The following is a 22,262-nucleotide window of genomic DNA, read 5'->3' on the forward strand; positions in this document are numbered from 1 at the left end:
TTATTTATTTCGAACCAGCCGGTTCGATCCACTTGATATGCTCTTTCATTTGCGCTATGTCAACGATCGAACCGAACGGTTCAGTCATTCAACTATGAGTGCACTCCCAAGAAAGACGCCGAAAATGCCTGCAACCAAAGCTAAGAACGAGGCGGAAATCCGTCCGTTTCCCGCACCCGCAGCCAAGACAGAGACCCCCGCGCATGCCGAGGCTCCGCAGCACGATGTAACGACTTCCGCCCCGCCGGCGCCGCCGAAGCGGTCGCGGAAGCGCCTCATCCTGACGACGATCCTCGTCGCCGCCCTCGCCGGAGGCGCCTGGTTCGGATATGACTACTGGACCACCGGCCGCTTCATGGTATCGACGGACGATGCCTACATCCAGGGCGATATCACGACAATTGCGCCGAAAGTCACCGGTTATATCGATACGATCAACGTCGTTGCCAATCAACGCGTAAAGGCAGGCGACCCGCTGATTACGCTCGACAGTGGCGATTATACGATAGCGGAAAAGCAGGCAGAGGCCCAGATCGTCACGCAGAAGCTCTCGCTTGATCGCATCAAGGCGCAGACCGATGCCGCGCGTGCCTCGCTCAAGCAGGCAGAGGCGGGCAAGTTGAGCGCGCAGGCCGTCCTGACCAATGCGCAGGCCGCTTCCGTGCGCGCCAGCCAGCTCCACACCACCAAATTCGCTTCGCAGTCACAGCTGGACGAGGCAACGGCAGCGCTCGACCAGGCCAAGGCCAACCTCGCATCCGCTGACGCGCAGATCGCCAGCGCCACGGCCAATATTGCCGTTCTGGAGGCCCAGTACCAGGAAGCGCAGAGCGCAATAGCATCGCTCGAGCTTTCGAAGGACAAGGCCGCGCGCGACCTGAGCTTCACGGTCCTGCGCGCCCCCGTTGACGGCGTGATCGGCAATCTCTCCGCCAAGAAGGGCGATCTCGTCAGCTCCGGCCAGAGACTTGCGGCCCTCGTGCCCGTCAATGCGCTCTATATCGATGCGAACTACAAGGAAACCCAGCTTCGGGATATCGAAGTCGGGCAGAAGGTTCACGTCCGGGTCGATGCCCTGGACGGCGATGAGTTCGAAGGCACTGTCGCCTCGGTCGCCCCCGCTTCAGGCGCGGTGTTCTCGCTCTTGCCGCCTGAAAACGCCACCGGCAACTTCACCAAGGTCGTGCAGCGCGTTCCCGTCCGCATTGCCTTGCCGGAAGACGCCCTGGCGAGCGGCAAGCTGCAGGCCGGCCTCAGCGTCATCGTCGATGTGGATACCCGCACGACACCGGCGAAATAAGGCACCGGCACACAAGAAAAGCGCGGCATTGGAGCCAGGATCATGGCAGACGCAACGACGGCAGGTGGAGGCCCGGTCTCCCCGGCCATTCCCGAAGACCGCATTGATCCGAAAAAGGCTATCGCCTTTCTCGCCATGGTCTTCGGCATGTTCATGGCCATTCTCGATATCCAGATCGTTTCCGCCTCGCTTGCCGAAATCCAGGCGGGGCTGAGCGCCAGCTCGGACGAGATATCCTGGGTGCAGACGTCCTATCTGATCGCCGAAGTGATCATGATCCCCCTGTCCGGCTTCCTCGGACGGCTGGTCTCCACGCGCATCCTGTTCTCGGTATCCGCCGCCGGCTTCACCGCCGCAAGCGTTCTCTGCGCGACCGCCACCAATATCGATCAGATGATCGTCTACCGCGCCATACAGGGTTTCATCGGCGGCGGGATGATCCCGAGCGTGTTCGCCGCGGCATTCACGATATTCCCGCCTTCCAAGCGCTCCATCGTATCGCCGATGATCGGCCTCGTGGCAACGCTGGCGCCGACGATCGGCCCGACGGTCGGCGGCTATCTCAGCCACGCCTTTTCCTGGCACTGGCTCTTCCTCGTCAATGTGATCCCCGGCATCGCGGTCGCCATCGCCACCTGGAACCTGATCGATTTCGACAAGGGCGACCGCTCGCTTTTGAACAAGTTCGACTGGTGGGGCCTGGCCGGCATGGCAGCCTTTCTCGGTTCGCTTGAATATGTGCTCGAAGAAGGTCCGCGCAATGACTGGCTCCAGGACCATGCCGTCTATTATTGCAGCATTGTCATGGTCATCGGCGGCATCGTCTTTTTCTACCGCGCCTTCACCGCGGAGCAGCCAATCGTCGATCTTTTCGCCTTCAAGAACCTGAATTTCGCCTTTGGCTCGGCCTTCTCCTTCGTGCTCGGCATCGGGCTCTACGGGCTGACCTACCTTTACCCCGTCTATCTCGGCCAGATCAGGGGCTACGACGCCCTGATGATCGGCGAAGCCCTGTTCGTCAGCGGACTTGCCATGTTCATGACGGCGCCCATCGCCGGCTTCCTTTCCGGGCGCATGGATCCGCGCATCATGATCATGATCGGTTTCATCGGCTTCGGCGTCGGCACATGGACCATGACCCATCTGACCGCAGACTGGGATTTCTACGAATTGCTGGTACCGCAGCTGTTCCGCGGCGTGTCGCTGATGCTGTGCATGGTGCCGATCAACAATCTTGCGCTCGGGACGCTGCCCCCTGCCCGGCTCAAGAACGCCTCCGGCCTGTTCAACCTCACGCGCAATCTCGGCGGGGCCGTAGGGCTTGCCGTCATAAACCAGATCCTGACGGACAGGAATGCGATCCACTACGCCCAATTGTCGGAGAATGTCCGCTGGGGCAATCCCGAGGCGGAGGGTATGATGGAGACCATGTCGCGAAACTTCGCCTCCCATGGCCTTGATGGCGACCTTACCGCCTTGAGCAGGATCTCCGGCATGGTGCATCAACAGGCATCCATTCTGTCATTCATGGACGTGTTCTATATCCTCACCTTGCTCTTCGCGTCGCTCGCCGTATTTGCGGTGATGATGCGCAAGCCCGGCGCCCCTGCCGCCGGTGGCGGCGGAGGCCATTAGAGCCGTTTTCGTGCGGGCGCTTTCGAGGGCGAAAGCAGCCCGCATGATCGCGCGGCCAAATCCTCCGGCATGCGGACAAAAATCACCGCCACGCGCGGACGCCTTATCGGAAAAACGTTCGCCTTCCCAGACACATAGCTTTTAGCATAGAGCCGAATTGCTAAGCCGCCGAAAAAGTGGTTCACTCCTCTTACTGCTCAGGGAGAGTTCGCGTTCCCACTCGTTATAGGTGTGTCATCTAATTGATACGAGAGACCTATATCGGGTGCTGGCGTCGAACCAGAGCCAATGACGTAAGCTTAAAGGGGTGTAAAAAAATGATTGCCAATTCAAGGCGCTTCACCGCGCTGACCACTGCCGTACTCTTCGCAAGCACATCGATCGCATTTGCCGACGCGCCGGCCGAGCTTGTCGAAGCCGCGAAGAAGGAAGGCACGCTGACGACGATCGCCCTTCCGCATGACTGGTGCGCCTATGGCGACATGATCGCGGGCTTCAAGGCCAAATACGGGATCGAAGTCAATGAGCTCAATCCGGACGCGGGTTCGGGCGACGAAATCGAGGCCATCAAGGCAAACAAGGACAATAAGGGCCCGCAGGCTCCCGATGTGATCGACGTCGGTTTCGCCTTCGGCCCCTCCGCCAAGACCGACGGCCTGACCATGCCCTACAAGGTCAGCACCTGGGACTCCATCCCGGAAAACGTGAAGGATGCCGACGGCCACTGGTATGGTGACTATTACGGCGTTCTGTCGTTCCAGGTGAACACCGACATCGTCAAGACCGTTCCCAAGGATTGGTCGGACCTGTTGAAGCCCGAATATGCCAATGCCGTTGCTCTGGCAGGCGACCCGCGGGCGTCCAACCAGGCGATCCTCGCCGTATCGGCTGCGGGTCTGTCCACTGGCGCCGCTGCCGGCAAGGCGGCCGGCGAAGCCGGCCTCAAATATTTTGCCGAAATGAACAAGGCGGGCAATTTCGTTCCGGTCATCGGCAAGTCCGGAACGCTGGCGCAGGGCGCGACTCCGATCGTGATCAATTGGGATTACAATGCGCTTTCCGGTCGCGATACGCTGAAAGGCAATCCCCCGGTTGAAGTCGTCGTTCCGGCTTCGGGCGTCGTTGCCGGCGTCTATGTCCAGGCGATCAGCGCCTACGCGCCGCACCCCAACGCCGCCAAGCTCTGGATGGAGTATCTTTACTCCGACGAGGGCCAGCTGACCTGGCTGAAGGGCTATTGCCACCCGATCCGCTTCAACGACCTCGTCAAGAACAACAAGGTCCCGAAGGAACTGCTCGACAAGCTGCCACCGGCTGCAGCCTACGAGAAGGCCATTTTCCCGACGCTTGATGAACAGGCTGCCGCAAAGGAAGTCATCACCAAGGAATGGGACAAGGTCGTCGGCGCCAACGTCAAGTAATGATGGAGCGAGAACCCCGTGAAAGCGGGGTTCTCCGTTTCTGAACCCAAGGCGGACATGGCCCGGCACGTCAGGCGTGACTGGCCGTTTCCGCCATTTGGCAATCGAAAGTCAGCACCGGAACCATGAGTGCAGCTACTGAACTGGATGCTCCAGCCCCGCCGCCGGTACCAAGGCGCAAGCGCATGTCGCTTGATTGGCTTGGCGTCATGCCCTTCATCATTTTTGCCGTTCTTTTCCTCATCTGGCCGACAATCTACCTCGTCGCCGGTGCTTTTCAGGACAATGAAGGCGGTTTCACCCTCGCCAATATCATCAATCTGTTTCAGCCCTCGATCCTTGACGCCTACTGGATCTCGATCCGCATTTCACTGGCCTCGGCAATTCTCGGTGCGGTCATCGGCTTCTGCGTCGCGGCCGCCGTCACTCTCGGCGGGCTTCCCGGCTGGATTCGCGCGCCATTGATGACTTTCTCCGGCGTCGCTTCCAATTTCGCCGGCGTGCCGCTTGCCTTCGCCTTTCTGGCTACGTTGGGACGGACGGGGCTCGTGACCTCGCTGCTCTATAATGTTTTCGGCTTCAATCTCTATGCCCATGGCTTCAACCTTTTGAGCTTCTGGGGCCTGACGCTGACCTATCTCTATTTTCAGATCCCGCTGATGATCCTCATCATCACGCCCGCGCTGGACGGGCTGAAGAAGGAGTGGAAGGAAGCGGCGCTCATCCTCGGCGCCACCGGCCCTCAATATTGGCGCATGGTCGCCTTCCCGATCCTGTGGCCCGCCCTGCTCGGCACCATGCTGCTGCTCTTCGCCAATTCCTTCGGCGCGATAGCAACGGCTTACGCCCTCACGGGGTCTTCCCTGAGCATCGTGCCGATCGTCCTTTTCGCGCAGATCCGCGGCGATGTCCTTCAAGACCCCCATCTCGGCTACGCTCTCGCCTTCGGCATGATCGTGGTGACGGGCCTTTCCAATGCGGTCTACATCTGGATGCGCGCCCGCAGCGAACGGTGGCTGAAATGAAGGTCAATCGCTTCTGGTCCTGGCTGGCGCTGGCATTCGGCATCGTCTATTTCGTCGTTCCGCTCATCGGCACGCTTGAATTCTCCCTGCGGATGCGGCGCGGCGCCTATTCCCTCGACGCCTATTGGGTCATCCTGAGCGATCCTCGCTTCCAGGCCACCTTCGGCTATTCTGTCGTCATGGCGCTGGTGACGATACTGGTCGGCGTGCTGCTCGTGGTTCCGACCGCCTATTGGGTCCGCCTGCGCCTGCCGCGCTGGCGGCCATTCCTTGAATTCATCACGCTGCTGCCGCTCGTGATCCCGGCGATCGTCGTCGTCTTTGGCTATATCCGCCTTTACAACACATCGTCGCTCCTGCCGCTCACCGGTTCGGCGATGGGCACGAACATATTGCTGGTCTTCGGCTACACCATGCTCGCCATGCCCTATATGTACCGCGCGGTCGATACCGGCCTCGGCGCCATCGATATCCGCACCCTGACGGAGGCGGCGGAAAGTCTCGGCGCAAGCCGCATTACCATCATGTCGCGCATCATCCTGCCAAATGTACTGGTGGCGGTTCTTTCAGGCGCGTTTCTCACCTTCGCCATCGTGATCGGGGAATTCACCATGGCTGCGCTGTTGAACCGCCCGGCCTTCGGACCGTTCCTGCAGCTTATCGGCGCCAATCGCGCCTATGAACCGGCTGCACTTGCGGTGATCGCTTTCGCCATCACCTGGATCTGCATGGGGCTTATTCAGATCGTCACCCGTCTCAACAAATCGCTCGCGGCAACGCGGCGATAAATATCGGATCGATTCATGTCATTTCTAACCATCAGCCATTTGAGAAAAAGCTTCAATTCCACGACTGTCGTGCACGATTTCAATCTCAGCATCGACAAGGGGGAGTTCATCTCGCTGCTTGGACCGAGCGGTTGCGGCAAGACCACGGTCCTGCGGATGGTGGCGGGCTTCGAAACCCCGAGCGCCGGCATGATCAGCATTGGCGGCAATGATGTGGTCAATCTCAAGCCCAACCAGAGAAATATCGGCATGGTCTTCCAGGCCTACGCCCTGTTCCCGAACATGACGGTGGCGCAGAATGTCGCCTTTGGCCTGAAAGTCGCCAAAAAGCCCAAGGCCGAGATCGATGCGACCGTTCGCGAAATGCTGACCCTCATCAAGCTCGACCATCTGGCCGACCGCTACCCCTATCAGCTTTCCGGCGGACAGCAGCAGCGTGTCGCGCTGGCACGGGCGCTTGCCACCAAGCCGCAGGTCCTGCTGCTGGACGAGCCGCTATCGGCACTAGATGCGAAGATCCGCGTGTCCCTGCGCGAGGAAATCCGCTCGATACAGCGCAAATTGGGTATTACCACGATCTTCGTCACGCATGATCAGGAAGAAGCGCTGTCGATCTCCGATCGTATCGTGGTCATGTACGAAGGGCGAGCCGAGCAGGTCGGCGCTCCGTTCGAAATCTACAATCAGCCGGCGTCGCGTTTCGTCGCTTCCTTTGTCGGAACGCTCAACATGCTCGATGCGACCGTCCGCGATGCCGCCGCCGGCATCATCACCATTGACGGCTGCGACGTTGCGCTTGGGCCACGACTGAACGGCCACAAGGCAGGCGACCAGATCTCGCTTGCCGTGCGCCCGGAAGCTGTGAGCCTTGGAGCTGCCAGTGCGGCTCGCGAGGTGACGCTGGACGGCAGGATCAACAGCGTGCATTTCCTCGGCTCGGTGATCCGAATCCGCGCATCGCTCGGACAGAACACGGTGTCGTTCGATACGTTCAACAATCCGAGCGCCCCGCCGCCCGCTCCGGGCGAAGACGTCAAGGTAAGCCTTGCGGCCAAGGATCTCCTTGTGCTGGGCCACTGACCGGCGAACGGGGCCGATCCGGCCCCGATGCTTGGCGACTATCCTGCGATGGCCTCATTCAGCAGCTTGAGCGCCGCTTCTTTGGTAAGTTCGACCGGATTGCCGCCAGCAGTCGGATCGACGATCGCCATGGCCGCGATCCGTTCCTTCTGGTCTTCGCTCATGTCGAGATCCTTGATCAGACCGCCGAGAGCGTGCGGCACGTCGAGTTGCCTGCGCAGGTTCAGAATCGCATCGGCAAACCCGTCGAATCCGCCCGCAATGCCGATATAACTGGCGAGGCGTTCTATGCGGGGCTCGATGGCAGGGCGATTGAACGCCAGCACATAGGGCATGAAGACAGCATTGGTCATGCCATGATGGGTGTCGTAGATGGCGCCAATCGGATGCGACAGGGAGTGGATCGCGCCCAATCCCTTCTGGAACGCCGTAGCCCCCATGGCCGCGGCGCTCATCATGTGGGCGCGCGCCGTAAGGTCGCTGCCATCGGCGAAAGCCTTGGGCAGGTTCTCGAACACAAGCCTTATTCCCTCCACGGCGATACCATCGGCCATCGGGTGGTAGCCCGGCGCGCAATAGGCCTCAAGGCAATGGGCGAGAGCATCCATGCCCGTGCCCGCTGTGATGAAGGGCGGCATGCCGACGGAAAGCTCCGGATCGGCAATCACGATCGCCGGCAAGAGCTTGGGATGGAAGATCACCTTCTTCGTGTGGGTTGCTTCATTGGTGATGACGCCTGCGCGCCCCACTTCCGAGCCCGTGCCGGCAGTTGTCGGCACGGCGATGATCGGAGCGATGGAAGCGGCATCCGCGCGCGTCCACCAGTCGCCGATATCCTCGAAATCCCAGACCGGCCTTGTCTGCCCCGCCTGAAACGCAATGAGCTTGCCGAGATCCAGCGCCGAACCGCCGCCAAATGCGATGACGCCGTCATGGCCACCCTGTTTGAACACCGCGATGCCGGCAGTCAGATTGGCTTCCACCGGATTGGGCTTTACGTCGGAGAATACGCCATGCGGGATATTGGCGTCGTTCAGTATCTTCAATGCGGATGCCACCACGGGCAGGCGGGCGAGGCCGGGATCGGTCACGAACAGCGGGTTTGCGATGCCCGTCGCTTCGAGGACCTCCGGCAATTCCTTGATCCGCCCGGCGCCGAAACGCACGGTGGTAGGGTAATTCCATTTGGAAACAAGTTCGGTCATTGCATGTCTCTCTTGATCAGATGGCTTCGCGCAGGTGGAAGGATTTGGGCCGGGTGAGATTGCCATAGCCGATGGCGGACATGGAGGCGCCCTTGCCCGTCTCCTTGACACCGGTCCATACCAGCGCCGGATCGATATAATCGCAGCGATTCATGAATACGGTGCCCGTCTCGATCCGGTCGCCCAGCGCAGCCGCCCGATCCGTATCCGTCGTCCACAGCGAAGCGGTCAGCCCGTATTGGCTGTCATTCATCAGTGCCAGCGCCTCCTCATCATTGCGGACCTTCATGATGCCGACGATCGGCCCGAAGCTCTCCTCGCGCATGACGCTCATCTGGTGATCGACGCCGGTGAGGACTTCAGGCGCGAGATAGGGCGAGCCGGCACCATCATTGGCGACCTTCATGGACACATGCGCCTTCGCACCCTTGCGCAGCGCTTCGGCCTTCTGCTCGCGCACGAGATCGGCGAAACGGGTCTGCGCCATCGGCCCCATGGTCGTGGTAGGATCGAGCGGGTTGCCGACGACATATTGCTTCGTCAGGTCGACGAAGCCATCCACGAAGCGGTCATAGACGCTTTCATGCACATAGATGCGCTCGATACCGCAGCAGCATTGCCCGGAGTTGAAGAAGGCTCCATCGACGAGATTGGCAACGGCATGGTCGAGATTGACGTCGGGCAGGACATAGGCGGGATCCTTGCCGCCGAGTTCCAGTCCCAATGTCATGAAGGTTCCGGCCGCAGCCTTCTCGATGGCGCGGCCACCGGCCACCGAGCCGGTGAAATTGACATGGTCGATCCGGCCCGAGCCGAGCAGTTTCTCGGTCTGCTGATGGCTGAGGACGACATTCTGGAACACGCCCTTCGGCAGTCCGGCCCTTTCAAACGCCTGGGCGAAGCGCTCGCCGACGAGAAGCGTCTGCGCCGCATGTTTCAGGATGACGCTGTTGCCCGCCATGAGCGCCGGGATGATCGTGTTCACCGCAGTGAGATAAGGATAGTTCCACGGCGCGATCACCATCACGACGCCGAGCGGCACATGCTTGATATAGCGCCGGAAGCCCGGCCTGTCATTTTCCAGTACCGGCGACAGCGCCTGTTCGGCGATGCCGACCATATAGCGCGTACGTTCCTCGACGCCGCCCTTCTCGCCGCCATAACGAACCGGCCTGCCCATCTGCCAGGCGATTTCGGGCACGATTTCGTCATTCATCGCGAGAAGCGCATCAAGGGCGGCGAGGCAAAGGCGTCCGCGTTCGGCGATGCTGGTCTGGCTCCAGGCTTCCTGGGCCTGGCGGGCCGTTTCGACAATGGCCTCGACTGCCTTGTCCGTAGCAATGGGACGTTCCGCATAGATGGTGCCATCGACGGGCGAGATGATTTTGACCGTTTCGGTCATGGAAATACCCTCTGATCTTCTGCTGGGTTCAGGTTCTTCAATACCGTTCGAAGCCGCGATGCAACTCCCAATCGGTGACGCGGCGGTCATATTCGAACTGCTCCCAGCGGGCCGTATGGAGGTAATGCTCGATCACCTCTTCTCCCAGCGCTTCCCGAAGCATTTTCGACCGGCCGAGCGCTTCCGTGGCGTCGCGCAATGTCTTCGGTATTTCTTTGAGGCGCGCACCGCCATAGGCATCGCCCTGGAACGGCTTGGCGAGTTCCAGCTTTTCATCGATGCCCGCCAGCCCGGATGCGATCAGCCCTGCAAAAGCGAGATAGGGATTGAGATCGGCGCCGCCGATGCGGCATTCGATGCGGATGGCCTTCGACCCCTCGCCGCACAAGCGGAAGCCCGCCGTGCGGTTGTCGAGGCTCCAGACATTCTTCGTCGGCGCAAACGTGCCTGCCTGGAACCGCTTGTAGGAGTTGATGTAGGGCGCGAGGAAATAGGTGAAGTCATTGGCATATTTCAACTGCCCGGCCACCCACTGCCGCATGAGCGGCGACATCGTATATTCGGCGCTCTTGTCGTAGAACAGCGGCGTCTTGCCATCCGCGCTCCACAGCGAGTTGTGGACATGGCTGGAGCTGCCGGCGAGCGAATAATCGTACTTCGCCATGAAGGTGATGGCCTTGCCCATCTGCGTGGCGATCTCCTTGCAGCCATTCTTCATGATGACGTGGCGGTCAGCCATTTCCAGCGCTTCGGCATAGCGGACGTTGATTTCCTCCTGCCCGGGACCCCATTCGCCCTTGGAATTCTCCACCGGGATACCGGCATCGAACAATCCATTGCGGATGGCGCGCATGACGGCGTCTTCCTTGGTCGTCATCTGGATCACGTAATCCTGGATATAGGGCGAGGCGGTGGCCATGCCCTTCCAGTTCTTCGCCCGGGCGCTCTCATAGGTCTCGTCGAAGAGATAGAATTCCAGCTCCGAGGCGAAATAGGCCAGGTATCCGCGCTCTTTCAGCCTTGCGAGCTGCCGTTTGAGGATCGCGCGCGGCGAATGCGCCAGATCCTCATGGTGGTGATGATCGAGAATATCGCAGAGCACCAGCGCGCATTTCTCGAGCCATGGAATGTGGCGGATCGTCGAAAGGTCCGGCTTGATGACGAAATCGCCATAGCCCTGCTGCCAGCTCGCCGCCTTGTAGCCGGGTACCGGCTCCATATCGATGTCATTGGCAAGAAGATAATTGCAGCCATGGGTTTCGTCATGGGCGGATTCGACGAAGAAACTGGCATGGAAGCGTTTGCCGATCAGGCGGCCCTGCATATCGACGAAACAGGCAAGAACCGTATCGATCTCACCATTCGTCACATGACGCTTTAACTCGTCGAAACTCCAATGTCCGGGCATGATCTTTCCTTAAAACGTCAATGCTTAGAGTTGGGGAATGGAGGGGCAGCGGGCAATGCCGCCGCCCCGGTCACTCAGATGCGTTCGCCTACGGCTTTCTCGGCGGCGGCAATCTCGGCCGCACGTCTTGCAACGTCGTCGCCGATGGGCGGACCCTTGAAGCGGCGCTTCTCGAAGAAGAACCAGACGGCTGCCGTCACGATGAGGAAGCCGACGGTTATGTAGAGCGCCCAATCATTGGGCGGCTGGATGCCGAGGATGAAGATCAGCACCATCGCCAGTATGGAGAGCACCGCGAAGAGCTTGAACTTCGCTTCGCCCATGTCCCAGGGGCCCATGCGGTTCCACTTCGGTGTACCCCATGCCAGCAAGCCGAGGGCGATCGGAATGGCGAAGGAGAAGAACAGGAAGATGACCGTGCAGGACACGACGATCGTGTAGACAGGCGTCTCGCCGATCGAAACCAGCGACGAGCCCCATACGAAGAGCACGGCCAGTGTCGCGCCGGTCCAGATGGCGGCTACGGGGGTGCGATATTTCGGGCTGACTTTCGACAACGCCTTCGATGCCGGCAGGCCCTTGTCGCGCGCGAAGGCGAAGATCATGCGCGAGACGGAGGTGACCGTGGCCAGGCCGCACAGGAACTGGCAGATGAAGATCAGGAAATAGAGAATGTCCTTGATCAGCGGATTGACCTGCTCGTTCATCGCCCAGAAGAAGACGTTCCATCCTTGCGCGGCGGCAGCATCCATGTCCGGGATCATCAGCACGAAGGAGCAAAGCATGATGTAGCCGAACACGGCCGACCAGAGGACCGACGAAATCATCCCGCGCGGTACGGAATATGCCGCCTTGACCGTCTCTTCGGACGTATGGGCCGACGCGTCATAGCCGGTGATCGTATAGATCGGCAGCAGCAGGCCAAGCAGGAAGACCCAGGTCCCCGAGGTCGCGGGCCATACATTGCCGCCCGCCTCGCCGGAATAGTTCGAGAAGGTGAAGAGGCGGCCGATATCGTAGCTGTCCGCTACCGCAAGGCAGACGACGGCGAGGAGAATCGACGTTACGAAGATCAGATAGCCGGAAAAATCCGTCAGCTTTGCCGTCAGCCCGATGCCCATGTGATTGATGAGCGCCTGGGCACCGGTCAGGATGACCAGGAAGACGACGCGCACGGTCGTCGAGTCGGCTATGCCGAGATATTCGCCGAATGCGCCGATGAAGAAATAATAGGTTCCGACGTTGATCGCGCCGAGAACGGTGATGAGCCCCAGAAGATTGAACCAGGCCGTCAGCCAGCCCGTACCGCGATTGCCGAGGATCGAGCCCCAATGATAGAGGCCGCCTGCGGTTGGGTAGGCCGAGCTGATCTGTGCCATTGCGATGGCGAAGACCGCGGAAATCAGACAGCCGAGCGGCCAGCCGATGCCGATGGCCGCCCCGCCCGCGCCCGCGGTTGCCTGCGCCAGCGAGTTGATACCGCCGGAAAGAATGCAGATGATCGAAAAGGAGATGGCGAAATTGGAGAAGCGGCTCATTCGCCGCTCGAGTTCCTGGGCATAGCCCATGCCATGGAGGACCTTCACATCCTCCAGCTTGTCGGTGTCGGTATAGTCCTGGTGTGTCATCACGTTCCCCTGTAATTATTGAGTTTCAACGTCGATAGCAGCATGCCGGCGCGATCCGTGGTTCTACGATTCCCTGTCTGGCGTCTCCCGTACTCCCCGGAGCGGTTTCTTGATTATCGGTTTGAGCAGCAGCGCCAGCCGTTCGGCCCAGACCTGCTCCTCATGCGGCGTGGTGATCAGATCATTGCGTATCTCGATCATGACTGCCGACAATCTTCTGGCCGAAGCGTGCCGCTCCAGCGTGTAATAGACCCTGTCAGCGGGCGAATAGGGCTCGTTGTCGCCCACAACCAGCCCTTCGATCTGCTCAAGCCCCTCGATCAGCGGCGCAGCGATGCTGGTGTCGGCATCATGGATGATCCCGATATGCCAGGGCCGGGAGACGCCGCGATAGACCGGCGTATAGGAATGGACGGCCACGAGCACCGGCGCGGGGAAGCCTTCGCGTTCCCGCTCGCCGATCAAATCTTCTATCGCGGCATGATATGGTCGATGCGACAGCGCGATGCGCTCCTTGATCGCCGCCTCGTCTAGTTGCTGATTGGCGGGAACTACCGTCAGTTCGCTGATCGAAGGTATGAGATCCGGGGCGTTCGGCGGGCGATTGCAATCGACGATCAACCGCGAGATGCAGGATTCGACGAGAGGTGCATCCAACAGCCTCGCCAGCATGTTGCTCACGCCAAGGGCTCCCGGGTCCCATGCGATATGGCGGGTCAAGTCGATGGGCGACAGGCCGAGCGTACCGAATTTCGCAGGGATATGATTGGAAGCGTGGTCGCACAAAATGATCGCGCGCCCGCGCCCTGCGGCGTTTGACACCCGCACCGGGCTTTCTGGCAATTTGTCGGCCGTCCATGCCTCTTTCGAGACCGCCTTACCCATTTTGCTCTCTTCGACGATGTATTGCGTGTTACATCTGGTATATTTATTTCCACTCTCGTATGATTTGATACATAACGACGAACAAAGTCAAATCCGAATTGGCAGCATCTGCCGGATAGAAGCGGGCCTGGGGGAAACTTCGTGATGAATACCAGCATATCCGAGCTGATCGCAGAGAAGATCGACGCCATGCCGGCTTCGGAACGCAAGGCCGCGCAAACCCTTGTCGGCAATTATCCCCTTATCGGCCTGCGCACGGTGGCGGAATTTTCCGCCCAGGCTGGCGTGAGTTCGCCCACCATCCTTCGCTTCGTCTCCCGGCTCGGCTTTCAGAGCTATCCCGAATTTCAGGGCGCGCTGCAGGAGGAATTGGCGGCGCAGGTACAGTCGCCATGGAACCGGGCTGCAACCATCGGCGCCGGCGGCAGCGCAATGCCGTTCCCCCTGATGGAATCCGCCATCGAGAACATCCGCGAGACGTTCCAGCACATCTCGCAGCGGCAGCTTGGCGAAGCCGCTTCGGCGCTGGCGCGGAGCAAGGCAAGGCTTTACCTGCTGGGCGGCCGTTTCACTGATCCCATCGCCAATTACATGGCCTCGCATCTGAAGATCGTACGGCCGGGCGTCACGCATCTCTTTGGCCAGGAGAGCCATTGGCGCGACCAGCTCATCGATATGGGCAAGAAGGACGTGCTGGTGATCTTCGACATAAGGCGCTATCAGGACAGCCTGCTGCGCTTCGCCGAAAAGGCGCAGCAGCGCGGCGTCGAGATCGTGCTCATCACCGATCAGTGGCTATCACCCATTGCCCGTTTTGCCCGCCATGTGATCGCCGGCCGGACTGCCGTGCCCTCGCCCTGGGATTCGTCCGCCGCCCTGTTCCTGGTGGCCGAAACGCTGATCGCGGATGTGACGCGGCGTCTCGAACAGACGGGCGCCGACAGGATCCGCGACCTGGAACAATTGCGCGACCGCTAGTCATCTACCCCTGCGGGTACCAACTGCGCCGGCATGGGAAAAACAGATGTTTTCCGTTGCCGCCACGCCGCATTGATATACTAATGCTGTCCCGGACAGGTGCCGCGCGAAGCATGGCTCCAGATGCAATATTTCAGGAATAGGACGAAGAATATGCAGCAAGCTGACATCGGATTGATCGGCCTCGGTGTCATGGGCGCCAATCTGGCCCTGAACATCGCCGAAAACGGTTATCGCATCGCGGTCTATAATCGGACACCTGCCAAGACGCAGGAATTTTACGCTGGAGCAGGTTCCCTGCAGGACAATATCGTCACCTGCCAATCGCTCGAAGAGCTTGCCGCGAACATTCGCGCGCCACGGCCGATCATCCTCATGGTCAAGGCCGGCGAGGCTGTCGATGAACAGATTGCAGCGCTCAAGCCCTATCTCGAGAAGAACGACATCATCATCGACGCCGGCAATGCGAACTTCCATGATACGGTTCGCCGTCTGGCGGAACTTGGTTCCGGCGATCCAACATTCGTCGGCATGGGTGTTTCCGGCGGCGAAGAAGGCGCGCGACACGGACCTTCCATCATGGTCGGCGGTACGCCGGAATCCTATGCCCGCATCGAGCCCGTATTGACGGCGATCTCGGCTAAATTCGAGGGCGAGCCCTGTTCCGCCCTGATGGGACCGGACGGTGCCGGCCATTTCGTCAAGACCATCCACAATGGCATCGAATATGCCGACATGCAGATGATCGCCGAAGTATATGGCGTGCTGCGCGACGGTCTGCAGCTTGCCCCCGACGCGATTGGAAAGATCTTCGAAACGTGGAACAAGGGTCCGCTGAATTCCTACCTGATCGAGATCACCGCGAAGGTGCTGCTGGCAACCGACAAGCAAACGGGCAAACCCGCTGTCGATGTCATCCTCGACAGCGCCGGACAGAAGGGGACCGGACGCTGGGCCGCGATCGAGGCGCAGATGCTTGGCATTCCCGCGACCGGGATCGAGGCCGCGGTCGCGGCGCGGTCGATCTCTTCCCTGGTCGAACAGAGGTCGGTGGCCGCCAAGGCCTATGGCGACCTCGGAACGGCCAGGCTCGCCGACAAGAGCCAGGGCTTCATAGATGCGCTCGAGCGCGGCTTGCTGGCGGGCAAGATTGCGGCCTATGCGCAAGGTTTCGAAGTCATGGCTGGCGCTTCGAAAGAGCGTGGCTGGGACATTCCGCTGGCGACAACAGCAAGAATCTGGCGCGCCGGCTGCATCATCCGATCGCAGTTCCTCGACGAGATCGCAGCGGCGTTCGAAGGCAATGCCGACACCAACCTGCTTCTCGTGCCGGCATTTGTCGAGCGGATGAAGGAAGGTTCGAAGTCCCTGCGCAAGATCGTTGCGGAAGCATCGCTCGCCGGCCTGCCGGTACCGGCGCTATCCGCCGCGCTGAATTATTTCGATGGTTTCCGCCAGGCTCGCGGTACCGCCAATCTCATTCAGGCACAGCGCGATTTCTTCGGCGCCCATGGCTTCAAGCGGCTCGACCTGGAGGGCGACTTCCATGGGCCCTGGTCGAGCGCCGGCTAGGATCGTTCGACAAACGGCGACAATGCGTAAAAGGGGTGAGCCGCTGTGCACCGGCCAGCGGCTCATCATATGACGGGCTGACACGCAAAACGGAAGGCTCATCATGACCCAGTCCAGCTATCACTACCGCGCCCATGAGGCGGAGCCCGGGCAACGCTTGCTCATCGTCTTCCACGGCACCGGCGGCGACGAGAACCAGTTCTTCGGCTATGGCCGGCAGTTGCTGCCCGATGCGGGCATTGTCGCGCCGCGCGGCGATGTCTCCGAACATGGCGCGCTTCGCTTCTTCCGCCGAACTGGCGAAGGCGTCTACGATATGGATGACCTGCGGGCGCGCACGGCCGCCATGGCTCGTTTCGTCGAAGACAGGATAGAGCAGGCCCGACCGTCCAGGATCATCGGATTGGGCTATTCGAATGGTGCCAACATCCTGGCTTCGGTGATATTGTCCCGGCCCGAGCTGTTCGACGAGGCGGTCCTGATGCATCCGCTCATCCCGTGGCAGCCGGAACCCAATGCCGGACTGGCCGGCCGGCGCATGCTGATAACTGCCGGGAGGAATGATCCCATCTGCCCGCCATCCACCACCCAGTTGCTGGCGGATTATCTCGTCGGGCAGAAGGCCGATGTCGAGCTCTTCTGGCACTCGGGCGGCCACGAAATCCCGCAAGGCGAGATCGCCGCTGTCGGCCGCTTCATCGGGGACGGCCCATAGCCATCCCCCTGCCATTCACCGCGCCGAGAAGCGCAGCGAAACCGGAGCAGTGACGCTCATTTTCGCCTTGCGGCCGCGTGGCATGAGTACGCCATGCGCGCCCGCGAGGTGGCCAGCGCGCAACTCGAGCGCGAGAAAGCGATGCCGCTCCACCGGACCGGGCATTGCAAGGCTTGTGGTGTTCGCGCCGGAAAAGCCGAAACGCTCGTAATATTCCGGGTCGCCGACAAGAAGAATGGCACCATGACCGAGGCGCGCGGCCTCGGCAATTGCATGCCGCATGAGCCCGGCGCCGATACCGCTGCCCTTGATCGACGGATCGACTGCCAGGGGACCGAGCAGAAGCGCGCGGATAGGCAGGCCCAGCGCGTCATGGCCGGCCTGAATATCCCAGAGCCGCACCGTTCCGAGCAGCCTGCCGTCGGCATCGCGCGCAACAAAAGCCATGCCTTCGGAGGGCAACCGTCCACGACGAAGCTTCTCGGAGGATTTGCGCCGCCTTGCGGGACCCATGGCCCGGTCGAGCAGTTCTTCGCGTGCGGCCTCATCCTGCGGCAATTCATTGACGATGGTGAAGGCCTTCGCGCCAGGCTGGACCCGTCCTATTTTTTCTGCAGCGTTCATCTTTCGAACCATTCAAGCAAGAGATATCCGACCTATCCCGATCCCGCCTTTGGCGGATGGGGACACCAGATCCGGCATTGCCGGATCAGATGACGTAGGATCGGAGGGGCTCGAAACCGTTGAAGGCCACCGCGGAATAGGTCGTCGTATAGGCGCCCGTTCCCTCGATCAGCACTTCATCGCCGATCGTCAGCGAGATGGGCAGCGGATACGGGTTCTTTTCATACATGACATCGGCGGAGTCGCATGTCGGGCCGGCGAGAACGCACGGCTCGCTGTGGTCGCCATCGCGCTGCGTGGTGATCTGATAGCGGATTGCCTCGTCCATCGTCTCGGCGAGACCGCCGAACTTGCCGATGTCGAGATAGACCCAGCGAACATTGTCATTGTCGGCCTTCTTCGAGACCAGCACGACTTCGGCCTTGATCACACCGGCATTGCCGACCATTCCGCGGCCGGGCTCGATGATCGTCTCGGGCAGGCGATTGCCGAAATGCTTGCTCAGCGCCTGGAAGATCGCCTGTCCATAGGCCTGGGCAGTCGGCACGTCCTTGAGATAACGGGTCGGGAAACCACCGCCCATATTGACCATTTTCAGAACGATGCCTTCGGCGGCAAGCGCGTCGAATACGTGCTTGGCGTCGCCAAGGGCACGATCCCAGGCGGCAAGGTCGGTCTGCTGCGAGCCGACATGGAACGACACGCCATAGGCATCGAGATCAAGCGACTTGGCCGCACGCAGGACGTCGACCGCCATGGCCGGAACGCAGCCGAACTTGCGCGACAGCGGCCATTCGGCACCTGCACCGTCGGTAAGGACGCGGCAGAACACACGTGCTCCCGGAGCGGCACGCGCCACTTTCTCGACTTCTTCGACGCAATCGACGGCAAAGAGACGAATGCCGAGCTCGAAGGCACGCGCGATATCGCGCTCCTTCTTGATCGTGTTGCCGAAGGAGATGCGGTCTGCCGTGGCACCGGCGTCCAGAGCCATTTCGATTTCGGCGACGGATGCCGTATCGAAGCTCGAGCCGAGAGAGGCAAGCAGGCGCAGGATCTCAGGCGCGGGATTGGCCTTCACCGCGTAGAAGATCTTCGAATTCGGCAGTGCCATCTCGAAATTATGGAAATTCTCGCGCACGACCTCCAGATCGAGCACCATACATGGGCCGTTCGGACGTCGGGTATTGATGAAATCGAGGATGCGCTGCGTCGCCATAGTGGTTCTCCAATCGTGACGGCGTTTCACGGCCGTCTCAAGCATGTACGGCAATCACGGGAACGCCCGAGCTGCCGAAGGACAAAGTGCAAGAATCCGTCCCTCGTGGAGCCAGCCTTTGGAGATACTGGAAACACGCGAAGGATCATGCGGCGATGGACCACGCTGCAAGCAGCGTAAATCCGCTTTGTCTGCCTTGGCTTGGATGAACCCATCCGCACTACCGGCAATGAAGGTGTGCCTCTTCAGTAATTCCGGCTTTTGGACAGCCGAAAGACACCAGAAAGGCCCGCACCGTCGTTGCTTCAAGATGTCCTCAGCTTGGCGGTAGGCCGTCAAACTGACTGGAGGGGTTAGTTCCAGGTACCATACCGTTTCCTCACCATCATGAGGATCGGCGGACACCCACAGGCACGTGCGACTTTGGGCAAGCGCGGTATAAGTGGAAACTTGTGTCCAATCAATGACAAATATGGGGCTGGACCAAAATTTTTATTCATTGAACGGTGACGGCAAAATCACCTAGAATCCGTGAACGATGAAGACACTTCCGCCTTTGAACGCATTGCTCGACCTCGACATACCGGCTTCGGCGGAGGTGGATGGGCCACTGCGCGGCGAAACCCTGGCCGTCAAGGACATTTTCGACGTCGAAGGGCTGCCCACCGGCTGCGGCAATCCTGATATTGCGCGCGAATCGCGCCCGGCTGGCCGCACGGCCCCGGCCGTCGGGATATTGGTCGACGCCGGGGCGCGGATCGTCGGCAAGACACAAACCGACGAACTTGCCTTTTCGCTGATGGGCCAGAACGCGCATTTTCCGCATCCGGTCAACAGCAGAGCGCCGCAACGCGTCACGGGCGGATCCTCCTCCGGCTCGGCATCGGCCGTGGCAGGCGGGATAGTTGCAATTGCAACTGGTTCGGATACGGGTGGTTCCATACGGGCTCCGGCAAGCTTTTGCGGCCTTGTCGGGCTGCGCCCCACCCATGGCCGCATATCGCTCGACGGCACCATGCCGCTGGCGCCCTCGCTCGATACATTCGGCTGGTTCGCGCGCGACATCACGCTCTATGAAAAGGTCGGGCAGCTGTTCTTTCCGGGCGAGGAAACCCGCTTCAGGCTCTCCCGCCCGCTCTTCATCCCGCTCCTCGAACATCTGCTTGTCGGCGAGGCGGAGGATGCCGCCTATCGCGGCATGTACAAGATCGTCGCCGAACATCTCGGCCATGCCCGCTCGGCGCGACAGTCGACGGCCTCGATCGACGATCTTTATCTCTGCTTCCGCCAGATACAGGGTTACGAAGCCTGGGCCGCCCATGGACCATGGATCAAGGCCAAAGACCGCGGGCTCGGGCCCGGCGTCAAGGAGCGCTTCGCCTATGGTGCCGAGATCGATGCCGGCACCTACAACGCGCAATTGCAGCGCCGGTCGCTCTTCACGACGGAGTTCGCAGACCTTTTGTCCGACGATGGCGTGTTGATCCTGCCGACCGTTCCCGGCGCTGCCCCCCTGAGCGCAACGCCGTTTGAGGAGCTTCAAGCCTATCGCGAGCGCGCATTGCGCCTGCTCTGCCTGGCCGTGCTCTCCGGCTTCCCGCAGATCAGCGTGCCGCTCGGAGAAGTTCACGGCGCGCCATTCGGCATTTCGATCATCGGCCCAAGGGACAGCGACGCCGCGCTGATCCGCCTCGCACGGTCCTTGCTCGCCGGAAAGGAGCCCGGCTGATGGACACGCTGACGCGCATGCGCGCTTTTGTCGATGTGGTCGAAGCGGAAGGATTTTCGGCCGCGGCACGCAAGATTGGCCGGTCCAAGGCGCTGCTTTCCAAATATGTGCGCGAATTGGAAGACGAACTCGGCGCCTTGCTGCTCAACCGGACGACCCGGCAATTCTCGCTGACCGAGGCCGGACATACCTACTACCAGCGCGCCAATGAAATCCTGCGCGATGTCGAAAGCCTGAAAGAATCCGTGCGCGACTCGAGCAGCGACATCAAGGGACGGATCAAGATCTCGGCTCCGCGCAGCTTCGCGGATGCCGATATCGGCCAATGTCTTATCGATTTTTGCGCCGCCCACCCCGATATCGTACTCGATGTGCGCCTCGACGATCGCTTTGTCGATCTGGTGGAGGAAGGGTTCGATCTCGCGATACGCATCAGCCGCATGCAGGATTCGTCCCTGATCGCAAAGCGGATTGCGCCGTTCGGCGTCGTTCTCTGCGCCTCGCCGGAACTGATCGAGCGGGTGGGCATGCCGCAGCGGCCGGAGGATCTGGTTGCCCTGCCCTGCATCATCGATACCAATAGCCGCTCGCGCAACAGCTGGCATTTTCGCGGCGCCGACGGCAGCGCCACATCGATCCAGGTCACCGGCATAATCGAGATCAACAGCCCGCTGGCAACGCGCCGGGCCGCGCTCGCCGGACTGGGCTTCGCCATGGTGCCTGATTTCATCGCCCGCAGCGAGGTCGAGAGCGGCCGCCTGGTCAGCGTGCTCGAAGAATTCGTGCCGCGCGACGCAGGCATTTACGCCGTCTACCCACACCGGCGCTACCTGCCGGCGAAGGTGCGCGTTCTCGTCGATTATCTGTCGCAATGGTTCAAGGATTACCGTCGGGGCTGAAACCGGCGCCGATTAATGTTATATCGTCCCAATTTCGCCAAGTTCAGGTTGTCCCCTGTGGCTGATTCCAAGGTTCGCCGATGCATAAGAGACTGCCCATCTTCCTAGCTACTCTCGCCTTGGCCGTGGGCTTCTCCACGCCCGCCTATGTACATCCGCATGTCTTTGCCGAAGCACGGCTGGATGTCAGCATCAAGCCCGACGGGACAGTGGAAAAGCTCGGCCACGTCTGGCGCTTCGACGATCTTTTCTCGAGTACGGTTCTTGTCGAATTCGACAAGAATGGCGATCTGAAACTCGACCAGAAGGAACTGGCCGATCTGGCCCAGACGATCAACGCCTCGATTTCCGAGTTCGACTATTTCCAGTCCGTGGAACTCAATGGCAAGAAGATCGTAATGGCGGCACCGCCCAATATCATCGCCGACTTCCAGAACAACCAATTGCTGATCATATTCGAAAGCACGCCGAAAGAAGCGTTGAAGCTTGGCCAGAAGACCAGTTTCGGCGTCTACGACCCCACCTTTTACACCGCGATCGACTATGTGAACGACAGCGACGTCCACGTGAAAGGCATACCCGCTACATGTCAGCAGAAGGTGGTGCGGCCGAACCCGGACGAGGCCATCGCGCAGAACCAGGCCACGCTGACCGACGCCTTCTTCAACGATCCCACGGGAACGGACATGTCGAAGATTTTCGCCACCCGTCTTGAAATCGACTGCCCGCAGGGGTGAAGGAAAGCATCA

Annotated in this window: 19 protein-coding genes; 12 read left to right on the forward strand and 7 right to left on the reverse strand. The window is 60.5% G+C overall.

Translation table 11 applies throughout. The features are described 5' to 3' along the window. Positions 1-124: 124 nt before the first annotated feature. The 6 genes from OSJ75_RS19205 (at position 125) to OSJ75_RS19230 (ending at position 7,249) form a co-directional block, all read left to right on the forward strand. Positions 125-1,300: an HlyD family secretion protein gene (locus OSJ75_RS19205; protein WP_250018487.1), complete on the forward strand. Its 1,176-nt coding sequence runs from the start codon at positions 125-127 to the stop codon at positions 1,298-1,300. 39 nt (positions 1,301-1,339) lie between these two features. Continuing rightward, positions 1,340-2,935 (forward strand): DHA2 family efflux MFS transporter permease subunit, encoded by a 1,596-nt coding sequence (locus tag OSJ75_RS19210; protein ID WP_416362590.1) that lies wholly within the window; start codon positions 1,340-1,342, stop codon positions 2,933-2,935. Positions 2,936-3,252: 317 nt separating this feature from the next. Next, a complete protein-coding gene (locus tag OSJ75_RS19215; RefSeq protein ID WP_250018485.1) occupies positions 3,253-4,356 on the forward strand; it encodes an ABC transporter substrate-binding protein in 1,104 nt (367 codons plus the stop codon). 125 nt (positions 4,357-4,481) lie between these two features. Next, positions 4,482-5,381 (forward strand): ABC transporter permease, encoded by a 900-nt coding sequence (locus OSJ75_RS19220; protein ID WP_250018484.1) that lies wholly within the window; start codon positions 4,482-4,484, stop codon positions 5,379-5,381. After that, on the forward strand, positions 5,378-6,169 hold the full coding sequence (locus OSJ75_RS19225) for an ABC transporter permease (RefSeq protein ID WP_250018482.1): 792 nt from the start codon (positions 5,378-5,380) through the stop codon (positions 6,167-6,169). Before OSJ75_RS19220 ends, OSJ75_RS19225 begins: the two co-directional genes overlap by 4 nt. 15 nt (positions 6,170-6,184) lie before the next feature. Next, on the forward strand, positions 6,185-7,249 hold the full coding sequence (locus tag OSJ75_RS19230; RefSeq protein WP_267229142.1) for an ABC transporter ATP-binding protein: 1,065 nt from the start codon (positions 6,185-6,187) through the stop codon (positions 7,247-7,249). Between the two features lie 38 nt (positions 7,250-7,287). Here OSJ75_RS19230 and OSJ75_RS19235 read toward each other — a convergent pair whose 3' ends face one another. The 5 genes from OSJ75_RS19235 to OSJ75_RS19255 all read right to left on the reverse strand — a co-directional run bounded on the left by OSJ75_RS19235 (position 7,288) and on the right by OSJ75_RS19255 (position 13,777). Further along, positions 7,288-8,454: an iron-containing alcohol dehydrogenase gene (locus tag OSJ75_RS19235; protein WP_267229144.1), complete on the reverse strand. Its 1,167-nt coding sequence runs from the start codon at positions 8,452-8,454 to the stop codon at positions 7,288-7,290. A 16-nt stretch (positions 8,455-8,470) separates the two neighbouring features. After that, entirely contained in the window at positions 8,471-9,856 is a 1,386-nt protein-coding gene (locus OSJ75_RS19240) for an aldehyde dehydrogenase family protein (protein ID WP_267229145.1), read from the reverse strand. Positions 9,857-9,893: 37 nt separating this feature from the next. After that, positions 9,894-11,264, reverse strand: coding sequence for a glutamine synthetase family protein (locus tag OSJ75_RS19245; RefSeq protein ID WP_250018474.1), 1,371 nt, complete (start codon positions 11,262-11,264; stop codon positions 9,894-9,896). A 74-nt stretch (positions 11,265-11,338) separates the two neighbouring features. Further along, positions 11,339-12,892, reverse strand: coding sequence for an amino acid permease (locus OSJ75_RS19250; RefSeq protein WP_250018472.1), 1,554 nt, complete (start codon positions 12,890-12,892; stop codon positions 11,339-11,341). Between the two features lie 63 nt (positions 12,893-12,955). Continuing rightward, positions 12,956-13,777, reverse strand: coding sequence for an N-formylglutamate amidohydrolase (locus OSJ75_RS19255; protein WP_267229146.1), 822 nt, complete (start codon positions 13,775-13,777; stop codon positions 12,956-12,958). 144 nt (positions 13,778-13,921) lie between these two features. Between OSJ75_RS19255 and OSJ75_RS19260 the strand changes: the two genes are divergently transcribed. From OSJ75_RS19260 to OSJ75_RS19270, 3 genes are all read left to right on the forward strand, one after another. Further along, positions 13,922-14,755: a MurR/RpiR family transcriptional regulator gene (locus OSJ75_RS19260; protein WP_250018470.1), complete on the forward strand. Its 834-nt coding sequence runs from the start codon at positions 13,922-13,924 to the stop codon at positions 14,753-14,755. A 123-nt stretch (positions 14,756-14,878) separates the two neighbouring features. Continuing rightward, the gene (gene gndA / locus OSJ75_RS19265; protein WP_323748395.1) at positions 14,879-16,327 is read left to right on the forward strand and encodes an NADP-dependent phosphogluconate dehydrogenase; all 1,449 of its coding nucleotides are present in this window, start codon (positions 14,879-14,881) and stop codon (positions 16,325-16,327) included. 103 nt (positions 16,328-16,430) lie between these two features. Continuing rightward, entirely contained in the window at positions 16,431-17,042 is a 612-nt protein-coding gene (locus OSJ75_RS19270; protein ID WP_267229148.1) for an alpha/beta hydrolase, read from the forward strand. 15 nt (positions 17,043-17,057) lie between these two features. Here OSJ75_RS19270 and OSJ75_RS19275 read toward each other — a convergent pair whose 3' ends face one another. After that, positions 17,058-17,666, reverse strand: a complete 609-nt coding sequence (locus OSJ75_RS19275) for a GNAT family N-acetyltransferase (RefSeq protein WP_267229149.1) — start codon at positions 17,664-17,666, stop codon at positions 17,058-17,060. A gap of 85 nt (positions 17,667-17,751) precedes the next feature. After that, positions 17,752-18,885, reverse strand: a complete 1,134-nt coding sequence (gene odc2 / locus OSJ75_RS19280) for an ornithine/lysine decarboxylase (protein ID WP_267229150.1) — start codon at positions 18,883-18,885, stop codon at positions 17,752-17,754. 538 nt (positions 18,886-19,423) lie between these two features. Between odc2 and OSJ75_RS19285 the strand changes: the two genes are divergently transcribed. The 3 genes from OSJ75_RS19285 (at position 19,424) to OSJ75_RS19295 (ending at position 22,250) form a co-directional block, all read left to right on the forward strand. Further along, positions 19,424-20,614: an amidase gene (locus OSJ75_RS19285; RefSeq protein ID WP_267229151.1), complete on the forward strand. Its 1,191-nt coding sequence runs from the start codon at positions 19,424-19,426 to the stop codon at positions 20,612-20,614. Next, the gene (locus tag OSJ75_RS19290; RefSeq protein ID WP_267229152.1) at positions 20,614-21,513 is read left to right on the forward strand and encodes a LysR family transcriptional regulator; all 900 of its coding nucleotides are present in this window, start codon (positions 20,614-20,616) and stop codon (positions 21,511-21,513) included. The genes OSJ75_RS19285 and OSJ75_RS19290 overlap by 1 nt, the downstream gene beginning before the upstream one ends. A gap of 80 nt (positions 21,514-21,593) precedes the next feature. Next, positions 21,594-22,250 carry a DUF1007 family protein gene (locus OSJ75_RS19295; RefSeq protein WP_267229153.1) on the forward strand — a complete coding sequence of 219 codons (657 nt, stop codon included), beginning with the start codon at positions 21,594-21,596 and terminating at the stop codon, positions 22,248-22,250. Positions 22,251-22,262 lie beyond the last annotated feature (12 nt).

Origin of the sequence: Phyllobacterium sp. 0TCS1.6A (assembly GCF_026420825.1) — a bacterium.
Taxonomy (GTDB): domain Bacteria; phylum Pseudomonadota; class Alphaproteobacteria; order Rhizobiales; family Rhizobiaceae; genus Phyllobacterium.